The sequence below is a fragment of the Buttiauxella noackiae genome, assembly GCF_000737905.1.
In the GTDB taxonomy this organism is placed as follows: Bacteria; Pseudomonadota; Gammaproteobacteria; order Enterobacterales; family Enterobacteriaceae; genus Buttiauxella; species Buttiauxella noackiae.
On sequence record NZ_JPRU01000001.1, the window covers coordinates 1,575,235 to 1,596,126 of the forward strand.

The following is a 20,892-nucleotide window of genomic DNA, read 5'->3' on the forward strand; positions in this document are numbered from 1 at the left end:
ATTTTCATAGTCATGCAATGCAACAAAACAATTTAATGGCTCAAAGAAGCATTACGGAGAGAATTCTATGTGTTCAATTTTTGGTGTTCTGGATATCAAGACCGATGCGGTCGAACTGCGTAAGAAGGCACTCGAGTTATCTCGCCTGATGCGCCACCGTGGCCCAGACTGGTCTGGTGTTTACGCTAACGATAAAGCCATTCTTTCCCATGAACGCCTCTCTATTGTTGACGTTAATGCCGGTGCACAGCCGCTGTACAATAAAGAAAAAACTCACGCTCTGGCTGTGAACGGTGAAATCTACAACCATCAGGCTCTGCGTGCAGAATATGGTGACCGTTACGAATTCCAGACCGGTTCCGATTGTGAGGTTATCCTCGCGCTTTATCAGGAAAAAGGCCCAGAATTCCTCGACGATCTGCAAGGTATGTTTGCCTTCATTCTCTATGACGAAAAACAAGACGCCTACCTGATTGGTCGTGACCATATCGGTATCATCCCTTTGTATATGGGTCATGATGAACACGGCAACATGTATGTAGCTTCAGAAATGAAAGCGCTGGTTCCTGTTTGCCGCACAATTAAAGAGTTCCCGGCTGGCAGCTACCTGTGGAGTAAAGATGGTGAAATCCGCAGCTATTATCAGCGCGACTGGTTCGAATACGATGCGGTAAAAGATAACGTTACTGATAAAAACGAACTTCGTCAGGCACTGGAAGATTCCGTAAAAAGCCACCTGATGTCTGACGTTCCATACGGCGTGCTGCTGTCTGGTGGTCTGGATTCCTCTGTTATCTCGGCTATCACCAAGAAATTTGCTGCTCGCCGCGTAGAAGATGAAGAACGTTCTGAAGCCTGGTGGCCGCAGTTACACTCTTTTGCTGTCGGTTTAGTGGGTTCCCCTGATCTGAAAGCAGCACAAGAAGTGGCAAATCACTTAGGCACCGTTCACCACGAAATCCATTTCACAGTGCAAGAAGGCCTGGATGCGATTCGTGATGTTATCTATCACATTGAAACTTACGATGTGACGACCATTCGTGCATCGACCCCAATGTATTTGATGTCGCGCAAAATCAAGGCCATGGGCATCAAAATGGTGCTGTCTGGTGAAGGTTCTGACGAAGTGTTTGGCGGCTACCTGTACTTCCATAAAGCACCTAACGATAAAGAGCTGCACGAAGAGACTGTTCGCAAGCTCCAGGCACTGCATATGTTTGACTGTGCGCGTGCTAACAAAGCGATGTCGGCCTGGGGTGTTGAAGCTCGCGTACCGTTCCTGGACAAGAAATTCCTTGATGTGGCTATGCGCATCAACCCGAAAGACAAAATGTGCGGCAACGGCAAGATGGAAAAACATATCCTGCGTGAATGTTTTGAATCTTACCTGCCAGCAAGCGTCGCATGGCGTCAGAAAGAGCAATTCTCTGATGGTGTAGGTTACAGCTGGATTGACACGTTGAAAGAAGTTGCTGCAGGCCAGGTAACCGATCAACAACTGGAAACCGCGAGCTATCGTTTCCCGTACAACACACCAGGCTCTAAAGAAGCTTATTTGTATCGTGAAATCTTTGAAGAGTTATTCCCACTGCCAAGCGCTGCGCAGTGCGTTCCAGGTGGCCCATCTGTTGCCTGTTCTTCAGCTAAGGCCATCGAATGGGATGAAGCATTCAAAACAATGAATGATCCATCAGGCCGTGCAGTAGGCGTTCACCAGTCCGCTTACAAATAAGCGAGCAAAATTAAACACACGGGCCTACGGGCCCGTTTTTGTTTCTACAATATCTCCCCCCCTGATTCGGGGTTTTTCATCAGATAAAACCACGAAATAACCGATAATTGACGAATATTGCATCAAGCTGTTCGTAAGCTAGTCAAACAGACAATTTCAGCGACTTTTCGGGAAAAAATTTGTTGACGCTAGAAGGCCAACTACGCATAATGCGCCCCGCAACGCCGATAAGGTTACGCAGAAAAAAAGAAGGCTACTTAGCTCAGCTGGTTAGAGCACATCACTCATAATGATGGGGTCACAGGTTCGATTCCCGTAGTAGCCACCATTATTCTTTTTTAGCGCGGGAGTGGCGAAATTGGTAGACGCACCAGATTTAGGTTCTGGCGCCGCAAGGTGTGCGAGTTCAAGTCTCGCCTCCCGCACCATTTTAAAGCGTTGCACGGATGGGGTATCGCCAAGCGGTAAGGCACCGGTTTTTGATACCGGCATTCCCTGGTTCGAATCCAGGTACCCCAGCCACTTTTTTGACATAGCAGTTTTCGACATAGCACGTTAGTTTTGTGCACCCAAAGTTGGGGTATCGCCAAGCGGTAAGGCACCGGTTTTTGATACCGGCATTCCCTGGTTCGAATCCAGGTACCCCAGCCAGTCGAAGAAATAGTTTTAAAATTAGGCTACTTAGCTCAGCTGGTTAGAGCACATCACTCATAATGATGGGGTCACAGGTTCGATTCCCGTAGTAGCCACCATATTTTTGGGGTATCGCCAAGCGGTAAGGCTCTGGTTTCTGATACCAGCATTCCGAGGTTCGAATCCTCGTACCCCAGCCAAAAATGAAAAGCTCGCTTCGGCGAGCTTTCTGCTTTTCTGCTTTTGGTAAAATGAATGTCGGATGTCGCTTACGCTAATCCGACCAGAGGAAATTTACCGACTCATAATCCTAATGCATACTTCAACGCCTGGCGTTTAAGTACCCCACCACGTTCAGCCGCCATCAACCCTAAGTTTCGAATCACTCGCAATGGCCCTAATGTATTGCTGAAACCTGCGTAAAATAGATCCATTCCACTTTGCATCAGGAAATTATCGGCCTGCCTACGCGTCTGGTAGCGTTTTAGCACGCGTGAATCTGCCCAGTTCTCTCCGTAGCTACGCGCTTTAATCATCACATCAAGTAAAGCTTCCACATCACGATAACCAAGATTCACCCCCTGCCCGGCTAACGGATGAATGGTATGCGCTGCATCACCAATTAATGCCAGCCCTTGCTGGGTGTATTGCAATGCATGGCGACGAGTCAGCGGGAATGCGCCACTGGCAACCGGTGTTACTTTACCTAAACGCTCCGGGAAACTCGCCTCAATCGCTTTTTGCAGTTGTGGCATTGTCATATTTTGCAACTGGCGGATGCGTGCCGGGGAGTCGTACCAGACCAGTGAAGCCCAGTTATCAAATAGCGGCAAAAATGCGTGGGGTCCGTTCGGCGTAAAATGCTGCCAGGTGCTATCACCTGGTGCTTGTTCGCATTTTACCGTAATGAGCATGCACGACTGACGATACTGCCAGGCATGAATACCAATTCCAGCCCAACGGCGCACTTGCGAATTTGCACCATCTGCGCCAATCACCATCGGAACCGTTAGTGTTTGCTCATCCGCAAAATGTAGCGTCCAATTCCCTGCCTGCCCGTGCATACGTTCAATGTGTGCAGGGCAAACCAACGTGACGTTCGAATGGGCCTCCAGCTCCTGCCACAATGCGAGCTGTAAAACCTGGTTTTCCACCATGTAGCCCAATTCTGGCAGCCCTACCTCTTGTGCTTTAAAGCTGACGTGGGCGCTTTCCCACTCCCAAGTTTCGAGCTGACGATACGCGTGGCTACGCATTGCCCGGATAGCATCCCAGACGCCGAGTGATTTCAGCAATCCGACCGATGCACTGCTGATCGCAGAAATACGTACATCAGGCTGGCTTGCAGGATCAAATGCTGCAGGTGCCTGCTGCTCAATTACCGCCACCTGAAAACCATTTTGCGCAAGACCAAGGGCGGCGGCCGCGCCGACCATCCCCCCGCCAACTACCACGACATCAATTGACTGATTCAACATGATGAGTTTGTCCTTAAATTGTCTATGCTGATTCTACCGGATTTTTAAGCAAGCTGGTCACATCAAGGCCAAAGCATTACAATACGCGGCCTGAATTCCTGGCTTCAACTGAGCAATGGCAAGTCGATGACAAAAAAACTCCATATCAAAACCTGGGGCTGTCAGATGAACGAATACGATTCATCGAAGATGGCCGATCTGCTGAATAGCACGCATGGCTATACGCTTACGGATAACCCAAAAGAAGCAGACGTATTGCTGCTTAATACCTGCTCTATCCGTGAAAAAGCCCAGGAAAAAGTGTTCCATCTGCTTGGCCGTTGGAAACTCTTAAAGCGCAAAAATCCCGACATCATTATCGGTGTTGGTGGCTGTGTTGCTTCCCAGGAAGGTAAACTGATTCGTAGCCGTGCACACTATGTTGATATTGTTTTCGGGCCGCAGACGCTGCACCGCTTGCCTGAAATGATCAACAAAGTTCGCGGTAACCGCAGCCCAATCGTCGATGTCAGCTTCCCTGAAATCGAAAAGTTTGACCGGCTGCCAGAGCCAAAAGCCGATGGCCCGACAGCATTCGTTTCTATTATGGAAGGCTGTAACAAGTATTGTACTTACTGCGTGGTGCCTTATACACGTGGTGAGGAAGTGAACCGTCCATGTGATGATGTGCTGTTTGAAATCGCACAGCTCGCAGCGCAAGGCGTGCGTGAAGTTAACCTGCTCGGCCAGAACGTGAATGCTTACCGAGGGCCTTCTTTCGATGGCGGTATCTGTTCATTCGCTGAACTACTGCGCCTGGTTGCAGCAATTGACGGTATTGATCGTATTCGTTTCACTACCAGCCACCCAATTGAATTCACTGACGATATCATTGAGGTTTATCGCGACACACCTGAACTGGTGAGTTTCCTGCACTTGCCGATCCAGTGTGGATCCGACCGTGTGCTAAACCTGATGGGCCGTACCCATACAGCTCTTGAATACAAATCAATTATTCGCAAGCTGCGTGCCGTACGTCCTGACATTCAAATTAGTTCTGATTTCATTGTTGGCTTCCCTGGCGAAACCCAGCAGGACTTCGAGCAAACCATGAAAGTCATTGGCGATGTGAATTTTGACGTGAGCTACAGCTTCGTCTTTTCTTCTCGACCGGGCACACCAGCCGCCGATATGGTTGATGACGTGCCAGAAGCAGAGAAATTACAGCGCCTCTATATTCTGCAAGAGCGTATCAACCAACAGGCCATGGAATATAGCCGTAAGATGGTTGGCACCATTCAGCGTGTCCTTGTCGAAGGCACATCACGCAGAAATATCATGGAGCTGACCGGACGTTCCGAAAACAACCGTGGCGTCAACTTCGCAGGCACGCCGGATATGGTAGGTAAATTTGTTGATGTCGAAATTACTGAAGTGGCGACGAACAACTCGCTGCGCGGTAAGGTTGTGCGCACCGAAGATGAGATGGGGCTGCGTATTGCCGAGTCTCCTGAGTCAGTTATTGCACGCACACGTAAAGAGAATGAGATCGGCGTAGGGATTTATCAGCCTTAACGCCGCTCTTTAAAGTTCAGCGGTTCGCTAACTCCGTGTTCCGCTGAGTTTTTCATTATTTGCAGTTGCATTCTGAACCCGCCACCCAAATATCAAAAACCAGGCTTGCGCCATCAGCCGTCGCCGTAAATAATCTTTTTTATGGCCTGCACTTTTTATGAACTGCAATAAGTACTGCAATAAATAGTGCAGCAATACATTCTACTGGCCCTGCGAGGATAAGTTTGAATATCGAGACACGTGAAATTACGCTAGAACCCGCAGACAATGCGCGTCTGCTAAGCCTGTGTGGCCCATTTGATGACAACATCAAGCAGCTTGAACGTCGGCTGGGCATCGAGATCAACCGTCGTGACTATGACTTCAAACTCACAGGTCGACCGATTCTGGTTAATGCTGCCGCAGATATTCTGCGCAATCTATATGTCGATACTGCACCGATGCGTGGCGAAATTCAGGATATAACCCCTGAACAAATCCACCTCGCCATTAAAGAAATTCGCGTGCTGGAACAGTCTGCTGAAAGCGTTCCGGAGTACGGCAAAGCGGTCAACATTAAGACCAAACGTGGCGTCATCAAACCGCGCACACCAAACCAGGCACAATACATCGCCAATATTCTCGACCACGACATTACTTTTGGCGTTGGCCCTGCAGGTACAGGTAAAACTTACCTCGCTGTTGCGGCAGCCGTTGATGCGCTGGAACGCCAGGATATCCGTCGTATCCTGCTTACGCGCCCAGCCGTTGAAGCCGGTGAAAAGCTGGGCTTTCTGCCTGGCGATTTAAGCCAGAAAGTTGATCCTTATTTGCGCCCGTTATACGACGCACTGTTTGAAATGCTTGGTTTTGAGCGCGTTGAAAAGCTGATGGAGCGTAACGTTATCGAAGTCGCGCCGCTGGCTTACATGCGCGGCCGTACGCTAAACGATGCGTTTATCATTCTGGATGAAAGTCAGAACACCACCATCGAACAGATGAAGATGTTCCTGACGCGTATTGGCTTTAATTCCAAAGCTGTGATTACCGGCGACATCACCCAGGTTGACCTGCCACGTAGCACAAAGTCCGGCCTGCGCCACGCCATCGACGTACTGGCAGAAGTTGATGATATTAGTTTTAACTTCCTTAATAGCGAAGATGTGGTACGCCACCCGGTTGTAGCACGCATTGTGAATGCCTATGAAGCGTGGGAAAACGCGGAACAGGTTCGTAAAGATGAACTCGCAGCAGAGCGCAAGCGAGAAGCGATGGCAATTAATGCCGCCGCTCAGGAGAGTAAATGAGTCAGGTTATACTGGATTTACAGGTCGCGTGTGAAGATGCAAACGGCCTGCCTACGGAAGAACAATTTCAGGCATGGCTTGATGCGGTCATTCCACAATTTCAGGAAGAGTCAGAAGTCACAATTCGCCTGGTGGATGACGCTGAGAGCCACGATCTGAATCTCACCTACCGTGGTAAAGATAAATCCACTAACGTGCTGTCATTCCCGTTCGAAGCGCCTCCGGGCATTGAACTGCCGCTGTTGGGCGACCTGATTATTTGCCGTCAGGTCGTGGAACAAGAAGCAAAAGAGCAGCAAAAACCGCTGGATGCGCATTGGGCACATATGGTCATCCACGGCAGTCTGCATCTGCTTGGCTATGATCACATTGAAGACGAAGAAGCCGAAGAGATGGAATCCCTGGAAACAGAGATAATGCTTGCTCTTGGGTATGCTGATCCGTACATTGCCGAGAAAGAATAGTCTCCGTAGGGGGTTACTCTGCGAAGCATATACAGACAGGCAGCGCACCATCAAGCTGCCTGTTTATCAGTAACGAACATGAGGTAATAAAACCTAACGCCATGAGCGACGACAATTCCCAAAACAGTGACACACCTGCCAGTAAGAAGGGATTCTTTTCCCTGATTCTCAACCAGCTATTCCACGGTGAGCCTAAAAACCGTGACGATCTGCTGACACTCATCCGTGATTCTGAGCAAAATGATCTGATCGATCAGGATACTCGCGACATGCTTGAAGGCGTGATGGATATCGCCGACCAACGCGTCCGCGACATTATGATCCCTCGCTCTCAAATGGTAACGCTCAAACACAACCAGACGCTGGACGAATGCCTCGATGTCATCATCGAATCCGCACACTCCCGCTTCCCGGTGATCAGTGAAGACAAAGATCATATCGAAGGGATTCTGATGGCTAAAGATCTGCTGCCGTTTATGCGCAGCGATACTGAGCCATTTAGCATGGAAAAAGTGTTACGTCAGGCAGTTGTTGTGCCGGAAAGTAAGCGTGTTGACCGCATGCTCAAAGAGTTTCGTCAGCAGCGCTACCACATGGCGATAGTGATTGATGAGTTTGGCGGTGTCTCCGGACTTGTCACCATTGAAGATATTCTCGAACTCATTGTTGGGGAAATTGAAGATGAGTATGACGATGAAGAAGACGGTGATTTCCGTCAGTTAAGCCGTCACACCTGGACGGTTCGCGCTCTGGCCTCAATCGAAGATTTTAACGACACCTTTGCCACCCACTTCAATGATGATGAAGTGGATACCATTGGTGGATTGGTGATGCAGGCCTTTGGCCACTTACCTGCACGTGGCGAAACCATCGAAATTGATGGTTATCAGTTCAAAGTCGCGATGGCAGATAGTCGCCGTGTTATTCAGGTTCATGTCAGAATTCCGGACGACTCGCCGCAACCGAAACTGGAAGAATAATTCAACGATGTCTATAGCCCTACTCCTTCAACGCCAGCGCGTGCGTCTGCTGCTGGCGCTGCTTTTTGGTGCCTGCGGAACGCTGGCTTTCTCCCCTTACGATTTTTGGCCTGCCGCGATTGTTTCTCTGGCAGGGCTTCAGGGGCTGACACTTAATCGACGCGCTATTCAAAGCGCGTGGATTGGTTTCTTCTGGGGGCTGGGGCTATTTGGCTCTGGTATTAACTGGGTTTATGTCAGTATCGCGCAATTTGGCGGAATGCCAGGCCCGGTTAATGTCTTCCTGGTGGTACTGCTTGCGGCTTACTTGTCGTTGTATACCGGCTTGTTTGGTGGTTTTCTCAGCAAGCTTTGCCCGAAAACTACATGGTGGCGTGTGGCTATCGCCGCGCCCATGCTGTGGCAACTTACCGAATTCCTGCGTGGCTGGGTATTAACTGGCTTCCCGTGGCTGCAATTTGGTTATAGCCAGATTGATGGGCCGCTGAAAGGTATCGCTCCGATTCTGGGCGTCGAAAGCGTGACGTTCCTGCTGATGATTATCAGTGGCCTGTTGGTATTTGCACTGCATGAACGCAACTGGCGTCCTGCTGTGATTGCCGCTGCATTGCTGTTACTGCCGTGGCCACTGCGTTTCATTCAGTGGTATCAGCCGCAGCCTGAACGCACCATTGATGTGGCAATGGTTCAGGGAGATATCCCGCAATCTCTGAAATGGGATGAAAACCAACTGCTTAATACGCTGAAGATCTACCTCGATAAAACACAGCCGCAGATGGGGAAATCTCAGCTAATTATCTGGCCTGAATCAGCAATCCCTGATCTTGAGATTAATCAGCAGCAATTCCTGACGATGATGGACGACCTGCTGCGGTCTAAGCACAGCTCATTGATTACCGGTATTGTCGACGCCCGTTTGAATAAGCAGAACCGCTACGACACATACAACACCATCATTACACTGGGTGAAGGCAACCAGTACAGCTATAACAGCGCCGATCGTTACAACAAAAACCATCTGGTGCCGTTTGGCGAGTTTGTGCCGCTGGAATCGATTCTGCGCCCACTGGCCCCATTCTTTGATTTGCCAATGTCATCATTCAGTCGCGGGCCATATTTACAGCCGCAGTTGGAATCCAATGGTATTAAACTGACACCTGCGATTTGCTACGAAATTATCCTTGGCGAACAGGTGCGTGATAACTTCCGCCCTGATACCGATTTCCTGCTGACCATTTCAAATGATGCATGGTTCGGTAAGTCGATTGGCCCATGGCAACATTTCCAGATGGCGCGTATGCGCTCGTTGGAGCTGGGTCGTCCGCTTCTGCGCAGCACGAACAACGGTATTACCGCCGTGATTAATGCTAACGGTGATATCGACGCAATGATCCCGCAATTTACTCGCGAAGTTCTGGAAGCAAAAGTGACGCCAACGCGCGGTATCACACCTTATGCTCGCTTTGGCGACTGGCCACTTTGGGTTGCAACACTCATCTTTGGATTCGTCTCTGTTCTTTTGGCACTGCGCACACGCCGCAAATCCTGATTCTGCATTATCGAAAAATGGCCAGCTCATGCTGGCCATTTTCATTTCTGGCACAACCTTTGCAAAATATTACTCACTAGAAAGACACAAAATGCTGAATCACTACCCTGTGAGCAGCATGAAGCATTGAGTTGCACCAAACGATGACATAACGAGCACCAAAGCAGTGCAACGAAAGATTTTTGCCTCTAAACGGTGCGGCACGCTTCGCAAAAATAAACATCTGGGTAGCAAAATCTTTACATCAAGCTAGGTTAAGTGTTAACAAAAAGACAAAGAATTAAGCTTATTCAGTAACACACAACAACAAAAATATACCTGCCAGCATTCAGCCCCTGCAGCTCGAAGGATGACAGGTAAAACACTCACAACGGGTATCAATGCCTCATGGCATTAAGATAAAGGAGTTGGTAATGCAATTACGTAAACTAGCCTCAGCTTTGCTGGTTATGGGTTTAGGCGCTGGAATAGCACACGCCGAAGATGCTAAACCTGCAGCTCAACAAAGTACTCTTGATAAGATCGCCGCAAACGGCGTCATTGTGGTCGGTCACCGTGAGTCTTCTGTTCCTTTCTCTTACTATGATAACCAGCAAAAAGTCGTGGGTTATTCTCAGGATTACTCCAACGCTATCGTTGAAGCCGTGAAGAAAAAACTCAACAAACCTGACTTGCACGTTAAGTTGATCCCGATTACTTCACAAAACCGTATTCCATTGCTGCAAAACGGCACCTTCGATTTTGAGTGTGGCTCAACCACCAACAACCTGGAACGCCAGAAACAAGCATCGTTCTCCGACACCATCTTCGTAGTCGGTACCCGTTTGCTGGTGAAAAAAGGTGGCGAGATTAAAGACTTCGCAGACCTGAAAGGCAAAGCTGTTGTTGTCACTTCAGGGACCACTTCTGAAGTTCTGCTCAACAAGCTCAATGAAGAGAAGAAAATGGATATGCGCATTATCAGCGCCAAAGACCATGGTGACTCCTTCCGTACGCTGGAAAGTGGTCGTGCCGTTGCCTTTATGATGGATGATGCGTTGCTTGCAGGTGAACGAGCCAAAGCCAAGAAACAAGATAACTGGGAAATCGTCGGCACACCGCAATCCCACGAAGCATATGGCTGTATGCTGCGTAAAGACGACACCGAGTTTAAAAAACTGATGGATGACACTATCGCTCAGGCTCAAACCTCTGGTGAAGCGGCTAAGTGGTTCGACAAATGGTTTATGAATCCAATTCCACCGAAAAACATCAATATGAACTTTGCCCTGTCTGACGACATGAAAGCATTGTTCAAAACGCCAAACGATAAAGCACTGAACTAATTAGAACCACAGGGGCCGGGATGACCCAGTCCTCTCGATTGACGAACTGAAGCTCGGACAGACTATGCGTCGGATGGCCGTTCCCCATCCGGCGTGAAAGTACCCCGAAAATCTCAGGCATAGATCTGAAACCGGGGTACAAGCTTCTCATCAATCTTCGAGGGTAGCGCAGCTCGCTACCCTCACTTTTTTCTCGGAGTATGTTATGTCTATAGACTGGAACTGGGGAATATTTCTACAGCCCGCCCCGTTCGGCAACACCACCTATTTGGGCTGGATTTGGAATGGCTTCCAGGTCACCGTCGCCCTATCCATCTGTGCATGGATAATCGCTTTTCTCGTCGGCTCTCTATTCGGCATCTTGCGTACCGTTCCCAATAAATGGCTGTCGAGCCTTGGCACGCTGTATGTCGAATTGTTCCGTAACGTCCCGCTTATCGTGCAGTTCTTTACCTGGTATTTAGTGGTGCCGGAATTACTGCCCGAAAATCTCGGTATGTGGTTTAAATCTGAGCTTGACCCGAATGTACAATTCTTCTTGTCATCAATGATTTGCCTTGGCCTGTTTACCGCCGCTCGTGTGTGTGAGCAGGTTCGTGCCGCGATTCAGTCCCTGCCACGCGGGCAGAAAAATGCCGCCCTGGCGATGGGTTTAACACTTCCGCAAGCCTACCGCTATGTGCTACTGCCAAACGCCTATCGCGTTATCGTGCCGCCAATGACATCAGAAATGATGAACCTGGTGAAAAACTCGGCTATTGCATCAACCATCGGCCTGGTCGATATGGCCGCCCAAGCAGGTAAATTGCTGGACTACTCCGCCCACGCCTACGAATCTTTCACCGCTATCACTCTGGCATACGTGCTTATCAACGCCGTGATTATGCTGGTGATGTATGTTGTTGAACGCAAAATTCGCCTGCCTGGCAATATGGGAGGCAAATAATGTACGAATTTGACTGGAGTTCTATTCTCCCCGCTATGCCTTACCTGATGCAGGGGTTGATCATCACCCTGAAAATCACCGTTACGGCGGTTATCTTCGGTATTGTGTGGGGGACATTATTGGCGGTGATGCGTCTGTCACCGATTAAACCTATTGCCTGGTTTGCCAGCGCCTACGTCAACGTATTCCGCTCTATCCCGCTGGTTATGGTGCTGCTGTGGTTTTATCTGGTTGTGCCAGGAATTCTGCAAAAAGTGCTGGGCCTTTCTCCACAAACTGACATTCGCCTCATCTCTGCCATGGTGGCGTTTTCTATGTTTGAAGCAGCCTACTATTCCGAGATTATTCGTGCCGGTATCCAGAGTATCTCCCGCGGGCAGTCAAATGCAGCCCTTGCACTGGGGATGACGCACTGGCAGTCAATGAAGTTAATTATTCTGCCGCAGGCTTTCCGTGCCATGGTGCCGCTGCTATTAACGCAAGGCATCGTATTGTTCCAGGATACATCCCTGGTATATGTCTTGAGCCTGGCTGACTTCTTCCGCACCGCTTCCACTATTGGCGAGCGAGATGGAACCCAGGTTGAGATGATCCTGTTTGCCGGTGCCGTTTATTTCGCAATCAGTTTGAGCGCTTCGCTTTTGGTCAGCTACTTGAAGAAAAGGACAGTGTAATGATCTCCCTGAAAAATGTTTCTAAATGGTATGGCCACTTTCAGGTGCTAACCGACTGCTCAACCGAAGTGAAAAAAGGCGAAGTAGTGGTGGTTTGCGGACCGTCTGGTTCGGGTAAATCAACGCTTATCAAAACTGTAAACGGCCTGGAGCCGGTGCAAAAAGGCGAAATCGTTGTTAACGGCACCCAGGTCAACAGCAAGAAAACTAACCTTGCAGAATTGCGCTCGCATGTCGGAATGGTCTTCCAGCACTTTGAGCTTTTCCCGCACCTGTCGATCATCGAAAACCTGACGCTTGCGCAAGTAAAAGTGCTCAAACGCAACAAAGAAGAGTCGCGTAAAAAGGGGCTGAAACTGCTTGAGCGCGTAGGGCTAACGGCGCATGCGGATAAGTTCCCCGCTCAGCTTTCCGGCGGCCAGCAGCAACGTGTAGCAATTGCCCGTGCGCTATGTATGGACCCAGTGGCAATGCTGTTCGATGAACCGACATCAGCTCTGGATCCGGAAATGATCAACGAAGTGCTGGACGTTATGGTTGAGCTGGCACACGAAGGGATGACCATGATGGTGGTAACGCACGAGATGGGCTTTGCCCGCAAAGTGGCAAACCGCGTGATCTTTATGGATGAAGGGAAAATAGTCGAAGACTCGAATAAAGAGGATTTCTTCAACAACCCGCAGTCCGAGCGCGCAAAAGACTTCCTGGCGAAAATCCTGCATTAATCGACACTGCCAGCACTAAAAATCTAAAGAGCCTTCAGAAATGAAGGCTCAATTTTTTTAAGGTTCAAACGGCCGACGGCTAAACTGGTTATGCCCACATTTTGGGCAAACTGGCAGCACATCTGGGGTGTAAATCGCCAGGTGGAAATGACAATTCTCACAGACAAGATTCCCAAGCCCCACCACTTCACCACTATGATAAACGCCGTGATGATTGAGATCCTGGAAAACTTCACGCCACTCGAGTTGCGTTTTGTCGGTAATATCAGCCAGTTCCTGCCAAAGACTCTCTTTAATCACGCGCATGAAAACGCTGTCGGTAAACTCCCCCTGGCTTTCATTGTAGCTACGTGCAAACTCTTCTAAATCACGACGGACTGCACGTGTCACTTCATCGACTTCGGTACGAGTAAGTTCCCCGGTTTCGTTCATGCGTCTACGCGCGCTGGCGACCAGTTCGTCAATATCGCGCTCTCCATTACGTAACCGTTCGGTGAGTGAGGCCACCAGTTCACGGTAAAATTGAGCAACCTTGTTCATCGTCTACCTGCCTCCTTGAAGAGTTTCATGCGTTCAGTGTCATGTAACTGACTATAATAGTAGACCTTAATCGGCTATCGCTTTGTTAGTTTGCCCACAAGCAACGTAAATAACTGCAAATGAGAAATGGTGATCACGACCCTTGAAAGGCTGTTTTGCCGCACTCTTATCGGCTATGCTATGCGGATCAAATCACACGTTAGGATTGAAACCTAACCTGTAGCTGTTTTTCATCACAGGACCATTGGCTGCCATGCAAGAGCAATATCGCCCGGAAGAGATAGAATCCAACGTACAGCTTCACTGGCAAGAGAAGCGTACTTTTGAAGTAACCGAAGACGAAGGCAAAGAGAAGTACTACTGCCTCTCGATGCTCCCCTATCCTTCTGGCCGACTACACATGGGCCACGTTCGTAACTACACCATCGGTGACGTTATCGCACGTTATCAGCGCATGCTTGGCAAAAACGTTCTGCAGCCAATCGGCTGGGATGCGTTCGGTCTGCCAGCTGAAGGGGCTGCGGTAAAAAATAACACCGCCCCAGCGCCATGGACTTACGACAACATCAACTATATGAAGAACCAACTCAAAACGCTGGGCTTTGGTTATGACTGGAGCCGCGAGCTGGCGACCTGTACCCCGGAATACTACCGTTGGGAACAGCAGTTCTTTACCCAGCTGTATAACAAAGGGCTGGTTTATAAAAAAACCTCCGCTGTTAACTGGTGCCCGAATGACCAGACAGTTCTTGCGAACGAACAGGTTATCGACGGTTGCTGCTGGCGTTGTGACTCCAAAGTTGAGCGTAAAGAGATTCCACAGTGGTTTATCAAAATCACCGCTTATGCTGACGAGTTATTAAACGACCTGGATACGCTGGACCATTGGCCTGAGCAGGTCAAAACCATGCAGCGTAACTGGATTGGCCGCTCTGAAGGTGTTGAAATTACTTTCGATGTGGAAAACAGCGCTGAAAAGCTGACTGTTTACACCACGCGCCCGGACACCTTTATGGGTGTGACCTATCTGGCCGTTGCAGCGGGTCACCCAATCGCGCAACAAGCAGCGTTGAACAACCCTGCGCTAGCTGAATTCGTCGAAGAGTGCCGTAACACCAAAGTTGCTGAAGCAGAAATGGCAACCATGGAGAAAAAAGGTGTTGCGACTGGCGTTAACGCTATTCACCCACTGACTGGCGAATCTGTTCCAGTATGGGTGGCAAACTTCGTACTGATGGAATACGGCACCGGTGCAGTAATGGCCGTTCCAGGCCACGACCAACGCGACTGGGAGTTTGCGACTAAATATGGTCTGCAAATCAAACCGGTCATTCTGAATGCCGATGGTAGTGAACCAGAACTGACGGCTTCAGCAATGACCGAAAAAGGCGTGCTGTTCAATTCAGGTGAATTCGACGGTCTGGACTTCCAGAACGGCTTTAACGCTATTGCCGACAAACTGGCTGCCAAAGGTGTTGGTGAACGTAAAGTTAACTATCGTCTGCGCGACTGGGGTGTTTCCCGTCAGCGTTACTGGGGCGCACCAATTCCAATGGTGACTCTGGAAGACGGCACCGTTATGCCAACGCCTGCCGATCAGCTGCCGGTTATCTTGCCAGAAGATGTGGTAATGGACGGTATCACCAGCCCAATCAAAGCCGATCCTGAGTGGGCAAAAACCACTATTGATGGCAAACCTGCGCTGCGTGAAACCGATACCTTTGATACCTTTATGGAGTCATCCTGGTACTACGCGCGTTATACCTGCCCGCAGTACGATAAAGGCATGCTGGATTCCAAAGCGGCTAACTACTGGCTGCCGGTTGATATCTACATCGGTGGTATTGAACACGCCATCATGCATCTGCTCTACTTCCGCTTCTTCCACAAACTGATGCGTGATGCAGGCATGGTGACCTCTAACGAGCCTGCCAAACAGCTGCTGTGTCAGGGTATGGTTCTGGCTGACGCGTTCTATTACACCGGCGTTAACGGTGAGCGTAACTGGGTTTCTCCGGTGGATGCGATTGTTGAGCGCGATGAGAAAGGCCGTATTATCAAAGCCTCTGACGCACAAGGCCATGAACTGGTCTATGCTGGCATGAGCAAAATGTCGAAGTCGAAAAACAACGGCATCGACCCACAAGTGATGGTTGAACGCTACGGCGCAGATACTGTTCGCCTGTTTATGATGTTTGCATCTCCTGCGGATATGACGCTGGAATGGCAGGAATCTGGCGTTGAAGGGGCTAACCGCTTCCTGAAACGTGTCTGGAGACTGGCTTACGAGCACACCAGCCGTGGCGCAGCACCTGCATTAGATGTTGCTGCACTGAGTGAAGATCAAAAAGCATTGCGCCGTGATGTTCATAAAACTATCGCGAAAGTGACCGATGATATTGGTCGTCGTCAGACCTTTAACACCGCAATCGCTGCCATCATGGAATTGATGAACAAACTGGCGAAAGCACCGCAGGACGGCGAGCAAGACCGTGCTCTGCTGAACGAAGCGCTGATTGCTGTAGTTCGTATGCTTTATCCTTTCACCCCGCATGTTTGCTTCGATATGTGGCAATCTCTGGGTGGTGAAGGCGATATCGATAACGCACCATGGCCACAGGCAGATGAAAAAGCGATGGTCGAAGACTCGCTGCTGGTTGTTGTGCAGGTTAACGGTAAAGTTCGCGGCAAAATCACTGTTCCAGCGGATGCAACGCAAGAACAGGTGCAGGAACGCGCAGGTCAGGAACATCTGGTTGCGAAATATCTTGAGGGTGTGACCGTACGTAAAGTGATTTACGTTCCGGGTAAACTGCTCAATTTGGTTGTGGGCTAAGCGCAGGAGGAACCGTGCGACATCCCTTTATCAGCTTGTTAGTTACTTTGGCGGTGCTTGTCACCGCCGGGTGTGGTTTTCACCTGCGTGGCAGCACGCAGGTTCCGGATCAAATGAAAACCTTGATCTTCAACTCTGGTGATCCTAACGGCCCACTAGCGCGTGAAGTACGCTCTCAGTTGCGCCTTAACGGCGTTACGATTGTCAGCGATACCGGAACAGGTGTTCGCAAGGATATTCCGTCTCTGCGCTTGCTAGGCAGCTCACTCGGAAAAGATACTGCATCTGTCTTCCAGGATGGTCGCACAGCGGAGTATCAAATGGTTATGACAGTTTCAGCTCAAGTGCTGATTCCGGGTCATGACATTTATCCGATTAACGCCAGAGTGTATAAGTCATTCTTTGATAACCCACTCGCTGCACTGCAAAAAGATGCCGAGCAAGATTTATTGATCAAAGAGATGTATACCACTGCAGCTCAACAGCTTATTCGTAAGCTGATGACCGTGCATGTTGCTGATGTCGCTGAAACCGAAGCAGCGCAGACGCCTGTTACAGGCACTAGCTCAACTTCTACGCCAGCAACGCCAGCAGGCCGCACGTCGACCACGCTTTCGGCCACATCTGGTAGCCAATGATTCGGTTGTACCCTGAACAACTTCGCGCGCAGCTCAATGAAGGGCTGCGCGCGGCGTATCTGCTACTTGGTAACGATCCGCTACTACTCCAGGAAAGCCAGGATGCCATTCGCCAGATGGCTGGCGCCCAGGGTTTCGAAGAACACCATACCGTTCAGATTGATGTCAGTACCGACTGGCAAGATCTGTTCTCGATTTGCCAGGCTTTAAGCCTGTTCGCCAGTCGCCAGACACTTCTGTTGTTGTTACCAGAAAATGGTGCAAACGCTGCAATCAATGCACAACTAGAAACTCTGGTGTCTCTGCTGCATGACGACATTCTTCTGCTGGTACGCGGTAACAAATTCACCAAAGCTCAAGAAAATGCAGCGTGGCTGAGTAAACTGGCCGAACGTTGCGTTATGGTGACGTGTCAAACCCCGGAACAGGCTCAATTGCCTCGCTGGGTTGCACAACGCGCTAAACAGATGAATCTCACACTTGATGATGCTGCCAACCAATTGCTGTGTTATTGCTACGAAGGAAATCTGCTGGCACTGTCGCAAGCGCTGGAACGTCTTTCGCTAATTTGGCCTGATGGTACGCTGACCTTGCCTCGGGTTGAGCAAGCGGTAAACGATGCAGCACACTTCACTCCATTCCATTGGGTCGATGCGATTCTGGCAGGGAAAAGTAAGCGCGCATTGCATATTCTGCAACAGCTCCGGTTGGAAGCCAGTGAACCTGTGATTTTGCTGCGCACTATCCAACGCGAACTGCTACAACTGGTTAATCTCAAACGCCAGTCGGCTAACACACCACTGCGCACGTTATTTGATCAACAACGCGTATGGCAAAATCGTCGCGCTCTGGTGACTGAAGCACTCAATCGCCTATCTGCCGAACAGCTTTATCAGGCAGTGCGTTTGCTTAGCCAAATCGAAATGACGCTGAAAAAAGATTACGGCCAGTCGGTCTGGGCCGAGCTTGAAGGGCTTTCTTTGTTGCTGTGCCATAAAGCCCTACCGGAAATTTTCATTGATGGATAAGACTGCGTCGAGGCTAACTGCTCTGTATGGTGGGACATTCGATCCCATCCATTACGGGCATTTAAAACCGGTCGAAACGCTGGCAAAGCAGGTAGCGCTGCACCAAGTCACTATCATGCCGAATAACGTTCCGCCCCACCGTGCGCAGCCACTTGCGAACAGCGAGCAACGCAAAACCATGGTCGAACTTGCCATTACCGGGAATGCGCTATTTAAGCTGGATGACCGCGAACTGCAACGTGAAACACCCTCGTACACCGTTGAAACTCTCGAACAATTACGCTCGGAGATTGGAGCTGAACAACCATTGGCGTTTATTGTGGGGCAGGACTCATTGCTTAGCCTGCAACGCTGGTACCGTTGGGAAACATTGCTGACGTTGTGCCACCTGCTGGTTTGCCAACGTCCCGGATATTCTCTATCGATGAATACACCAGAAGAGCAACAATGGCTTGATGCGCATCAAATCACTTCGGTAGAAGAGCTTCATAACCAGCCAGCCGGTAAAATTTACCTCGCACAAACACCGATGTACGACATTTCGGCAACGGCTATCCGCCGGCGATTAGAACAACATCTGCCTTGCGATGATCTGCTCCCCCCGGCAGTAACTGAGTTTATTCGCCAGCACCATCTGTATTGCTAAGAATGCACTGCATAGCAGCCAGTAGTTTGTCGTTGTCGACTGGGCTTTTAATCGCCACTCGGTAATAGCGCGAATCTAGTCCCGGATAATTTGCACAGTGACGAATTAAAATATTCTTTTCCAGCAACCGTCGTTGCAGATCTAACCCTTCAATTTCACAACGTAGAAAAATATAGTTCGCCCGTGGGGGCCATACTGTAATTCCCGACTGTTTACTAAGACCTTTAAACAAGCGAGGTTGCTCGGTGCTTAGCCAACGATAACTCGCCTCAATATAATCCCTGTCATTGAGAATCACCTCTCCTGCCAGGGCAGCAAACGCATTAATAGTCCAGGGTTCTCTTTGTGTTCGAATACGTCCAACCACATCTGTATCGGCACTCACCATATAGCCAAGTCGTAGACCGGCAATAGCAAAAAATTTGGTGAGTGAGCGCAGCACATAAAGTCGAGAGAACTTTGCTAAGTGCGGAATCAGGCCTGGCTCATCGGGTAAAAAATCGAGGAAGGCTTCATCAATAATTAAATCGATATGGTTTTCCTGACAACGCTGCGCAATGGCCAACAGCAAAGATTTATCAGGCATCAAACCGGTCGGGTTATTTGGTGTACATAAAAACAAGCAATCCAAATCAGGCGTTAATACCTGCAGTAGTGATTCATCAGGTTGCCAGCTTTGTTCTTCACTAAGATGGAAATCAATTATTTCGCAATTAATGCGCGTTAGCGCGCGACGATATTCGGCAAAACCCGGCGTCAATAACAACGCCTTACGTGGCAAGAGTTGCTGCACCAGATTAAATATCAGCTCCGTTTCGCCATTACCTGCCAATACCCACTCCAGGGGAACTTGATGATGTTCTGCCAAAGCCTGGTGCAGCGCGCGATACTCAACGTCAGGATAACGTTCAGCAAGAACCAGGTTTTCAGTAATGGCGCGCTTCAACGAATCGGGCATACCCAATGGATTTATATTGGCACTAAAATCGATAAGTGAACCTGCATCCACCCCCATAACAGTTGCAGCTTCAATGATATTGCCGCCGTGCTGGCTACTGAACGCCATACATCCCCCAATAAAACAGACTTCGAACTTGAGACGCAATGATACACTTATGCCAGTGCCAGCCAATGTTTGCGCGAGGATGAGATGAAGTTATGGTTAGTGCGCCATGGACAAACCCAGGCAAATTTAGACGGTCTTTACAGTGGCATTTCTGAAACTCCACTGACTGCCGAAGGCATTAATCAGGCCAAAGCGGTAGGTGATATGCTATGCCATATTGATTTTGAGAAGGTACTTTGCAGTGAGTTGGGCCGAGCACAACACACCACTCAATTGATTCTCCAGCAACGTAAAACCCCCGTAGTTACCGAACCACGTCTCAATGAGATGAATTTTGGTGACTGGGAGATGCGCCACCACCGTGATTTACAACGCCTGGATAGCGAGAACTACGCCGCATGGTGCAATGACTGGCAGAACGTTATTCCCCGCAATGGTGAAGGTTTCCAGCTTTTTTCCCAACGTGTCAGCGAGTTCTCCACATCTCTATCCGCATTGCCAAAAGAAGATAATGTTCTGATTGTGAGCCATCAGGGAGTATTGAGTTTGCTTATCGCCACCCTGCTCAACATGCCACCCTCGTCATTGTGGCACTTTGTGATTGAACAAGGGGCATGGAGTTTAATTGAGATTCGTGAGGGGTTTGCCACTCTGAGAACTCTCAATAACCGCGCTATTTGTCCACCGGTGCAATAAGTTGCCAGCGTCTGTGGTATCGTCAACCATTGACACTACACCTCAGACTGTTATGCTCCGCTGCCATAATTTCCTGCCCGCAAGCATGACTTTCCA

18 protein-coding genes and 6 tRNA genes are annotated in these 20,892 nt (G+C 49.5%); 21 read left to right on the plus strand and 3 right to left on the minus strand.

The genetic code is table 11. The annotated features are described in order from the left end of the window. Positions 1-67: 67 nt before the first annotated feature. The 7 genes from asnB to IX31_RS07255 all read left to right on the plus strand — a co-directional run bounded on the left by asnB (position 68) and on the right by IX31_RS07255 (position 2,565). Positions 68-1,732 (plus strand): asparagine synthase B, encoded by a 1,665-nt coding sequence (gene asnB, locus IX31_RS07225; protein WP_034456690.1) that lies wholly within the window; start codon positions 68-70, stop codon positions 1,730-1,732. Positions 1,733-1,983: 251 nt separating this feature from the next. Then, positions 1,984-2,060: transfer RNA gene (locus IX31_RS07230), tRNA-Met, on the plus strand. A 15-nt stretch (positions 2,061-2,075) separates the two neighbouring features. Then, positions 2,076-2,160 (plus strand) — tRNA-Leu (locus IX31_RS07235). 19 nt (positions 2,161-2,179) lie between these two features. Continuing rightward, a tRNA-Gln gene (locus IX31_RS07240) sits at positions 2,180-2,254 on the plus strand. Positions 2,255-2,308: 54 nt separating this feature from the next. Continuing rightward, positions 2,309-2,383 (plus strand) — tRNA-Gln (locus tag IX31_RS07245). A 24-nt stretch (positions 2,384-2,407) separates the two neighbouring features. Then, positions 2,408-2,484: transfer RNA gene (locus IX31_RS07250), tRNA-Met, on the plus strand. Between the two features lie 6 nt (positions 2,485-2,490). Then, positions 2,491-2,565 (plus strand) — tRNA-Gln (locus tag IX31_RS07255). A gap of 102 nt (positions 2,566-2,667) precedes the next feature. On the opposite strand, the gene ubiF is transcribed toward IX31_RS07255, so the two are convergent. Beyond that, entirely contained in the window at positions 2,668-3,843 is a 1,176-nt protein-coding gene (ubiF, locus tag IX31_RS07260) for a 3-demethoxyubiquinol 3-hydroxylase (RefSeq protein ID WP_034456691.1), read from the minus strand. A 126-nt stretch (positions 3,844-3,969) separates the two neighbouring features. Here ubiF and miaB point away from each other — a divergent pair, with 126 nt between their 5' ends. The 9 genes from miaB to IX31_RS07305 all read left to right on the plus strand — a co-directional run bounded on the left by miaB (position 3,970) and on the right by IX31_RS07305 (position 13,346). Continuing rightward, positions 3,970-5,397 (plus strand): tRNA (N6-isopentenyl adenosine(37)-C2)-methylthiotransferase MiaB, encoded by a 1,428-nt coding sequence (gene miaB, locus IX31_RS07265; protein ID WP_034456692.1) that lies wholly within the window; start codon positions 3,970-3,972, stop codon positions 5,395-5,397. Positions 5,398-5,621: 224 nt separating this feature from the next. Then, a complete protein-coding gene (locus IX31_RS07270; protein WP_034456693.1) occupies positions 5,622-6,683 on the plus strand; it encodes a PhoH family protein in 1,062 nt (353 codons plus the stop codon). Next, the gene (gene ybeY / locus IX31_RS07275) at positions 6,680-7,147 is read left to right on the plus strand and encodes an rRNA maturation RNase YbeY (protein WP_034456694.1); all 468 of its coding nucleotides are present in this window, start codon (positions 6,680-6,682) and stop codon (positions 7,145-7,147) included. Before IX31_RS07270 ends, ybeY begins: the two co-directional genes overlap by 4 nt. Before the next feature lie 101 nt (positions 7,148-7,248). Then, positions 7,249-8,127: a CNNM family magnesium/cobalt transport protein CorC gene (gene corC, locus IX31_RS07280; RefSeq protein WP_034456695.1), complete on the plus strand. Its 879-nt coding sequence runs from the start codon at positions 7,249-7,251 to the stop codon at positions 8,125-8,127. Between the two features lie 7 nt (positions 8,128-8,134). Then, positions 8,135-9,676 (plus strand): apolipoprotein N-acyltransferase, encoded by a 1,542-nt coding sequence (gene lnt / locus IX31_RS07285; protein WP_034456696.1) that lies wholly within the window; start codon positions 8,135-8,137, stop codon positions 9,674-9,676. Positions 9,677-10,089: 413 nt separating this feature from the next. Further along, the gene (locus IX31_RS07290) at positions 10,090-11,001 is read left to right on the plus strand and encodes an amino acid ABC transporter substrate-binding protein (protein WP_034456697.1); all 912 of its coding nucleotides are present in this window, start codon (positions 10,090-10,092) and stop codon (positions 10,999-11,001) included. 205 nt (positions 11,002-11,206) lie between these two features. Further along, positions 11,207-11,947 (plus strand): amino acid ABC transporter permease, encoded by a 741-nt coding sequence (locus IX31_RS07295; protein WP_034456698.1) that lies wholly within the window; start codon positions 11,207-11,209, stop codon positions 11,945-11,947. Further along, positions 11,947-12,621, plus strand: coding sequence for a glutamate/aspartate ABC transporter permease GltK (gene gltK, locus IX31_RS07300; protein WP_034456699.1), 675 nt, complete (start codon positions 11,947-11,949; stop codon positions 12,619-12,621). The genes IX31_RS07295 and gltK overlap by 1 nt, the downstream gene beginning before the upstream one ends. Next, on the plus strand, positions 12,621-13,346 hold the full coding sequence (locus tag IX31_RS07305; protein ID WP_034456700.1) for an amino acid ABC transporter ATP-binding protein: 726 nt from the start codon (positions 12,621-12,623) through the stop codon (positions 13,344-13,346). The genes gltK and IX31_RS07305 overlap by 1 nt, the downstream gene beginning before the upstream one ends. Positions 13,347-13,403: 57 nt before the next feature. Here the strand turns inward: IX31_RS07305 and IX31_RS07310 are convergent, their stop codons facing one another. Next, positions 13,404-13,886: a zinc ribbon-containing protein gene (locus IX31_RS07310; RefSeq protein ID WP_034456702.1), complete on the minus strand. Its 483-nt coding sequence runs from the start codon at positions 13,884-13,886 to the stop codon at positions 13,404-13,406. Positions 13,887-14,139: 253 nt separating this feature from the next. On the opposite strand from IX31_RS07310, the gene leuS reads away from it, so the two are divergent. The 4 genes from leuS to nadD are packed head-to-tail and all read left to right on the plus strand — an operon-like array spanning position 14,140 to position 19,034. Then, positions 14,140-16,722 (plus strand): leucine--tRNA ligase, encoded by a 2,583-nt coding sequence (gene leuS, locus IX31_RS07315; RefSeq protein WP_034456703.1) that lies wholly within the window; start codon positions 14,140-14,142, stop codon positions 16,720-16,722. 14 nt (positions 16,723-16,736) lie between these two features. Continuing rightward, a complete protein-coding gene (gene lptE / locus IX31_RS07320; RefSeq protein ID WP_034456705.1) occupies positions 16,737-17,360 on the plus strand; it encodes an LPS assembly lipoprotein LptE in 624 nt (207 codons plus the stop codon). Continuing rightward, the gene (gene holA / locus IX31_RS07325) at positions 17,357-18,388 is read left to right on the plus strand and encodes a DNA polymerase III subunit delta (protein ID WP_034456707.1); all 1,032 of its coding nucleotides are present in this window, start codon (positions 17,357-17,359) and stop codon (positions 18,386-18,388) included. The genes lptE and holA overlap by 4 nt, the downstream gene beginning before the upstream one ends. Continuing rightward, entirely contained in the window at positions 18,381-19,034 is a 654-nt protein-coding gene (nadD, locus tag IX31_RS07330) for a nicotinate-nucleotide adenylyltransferase (protein ID WP_081908632.1), read from the plus strand. Before holA ends, nadD begins: the two co-directional genes overlap by 8 nt. Here nadD and cobD read toward each other — a convergent pair. After that, positions 19,006-20,100: a threonine-phosphate decarboxylase CobD gene (gene cobD, locus IX31_RS07335; protein ID WP_034456710.1), complete on the minus strand. Its 1,095-nt coding sequence runs from the start codon at positions 20,098-20,100 to the stop codon at positions 19,006-19,008. The two genes, nadD and cobD, sit on opposite strands and share 29 nt — an antisense overlap. Positions 20,101-20,184: 84 nt before the next feature. On the opposite strand from cobD, the gene IX31_RS07340 reads away from it, so the two are divergent. Then, positions 20,185-20,796, plus strand: a complete 612-nt coding sequence (locus tag IX31_RS07340; RefSeq protein ID WP_034456712.1) for an adenosylcobalamin/alpha-ribazole phosphatase — start codon at positions 20,185-20,187, stop codon at positions 20,794-20,796. The last annotated feature ends 96 nt before the right edge of the window (positions 20,797-20,892 follow it).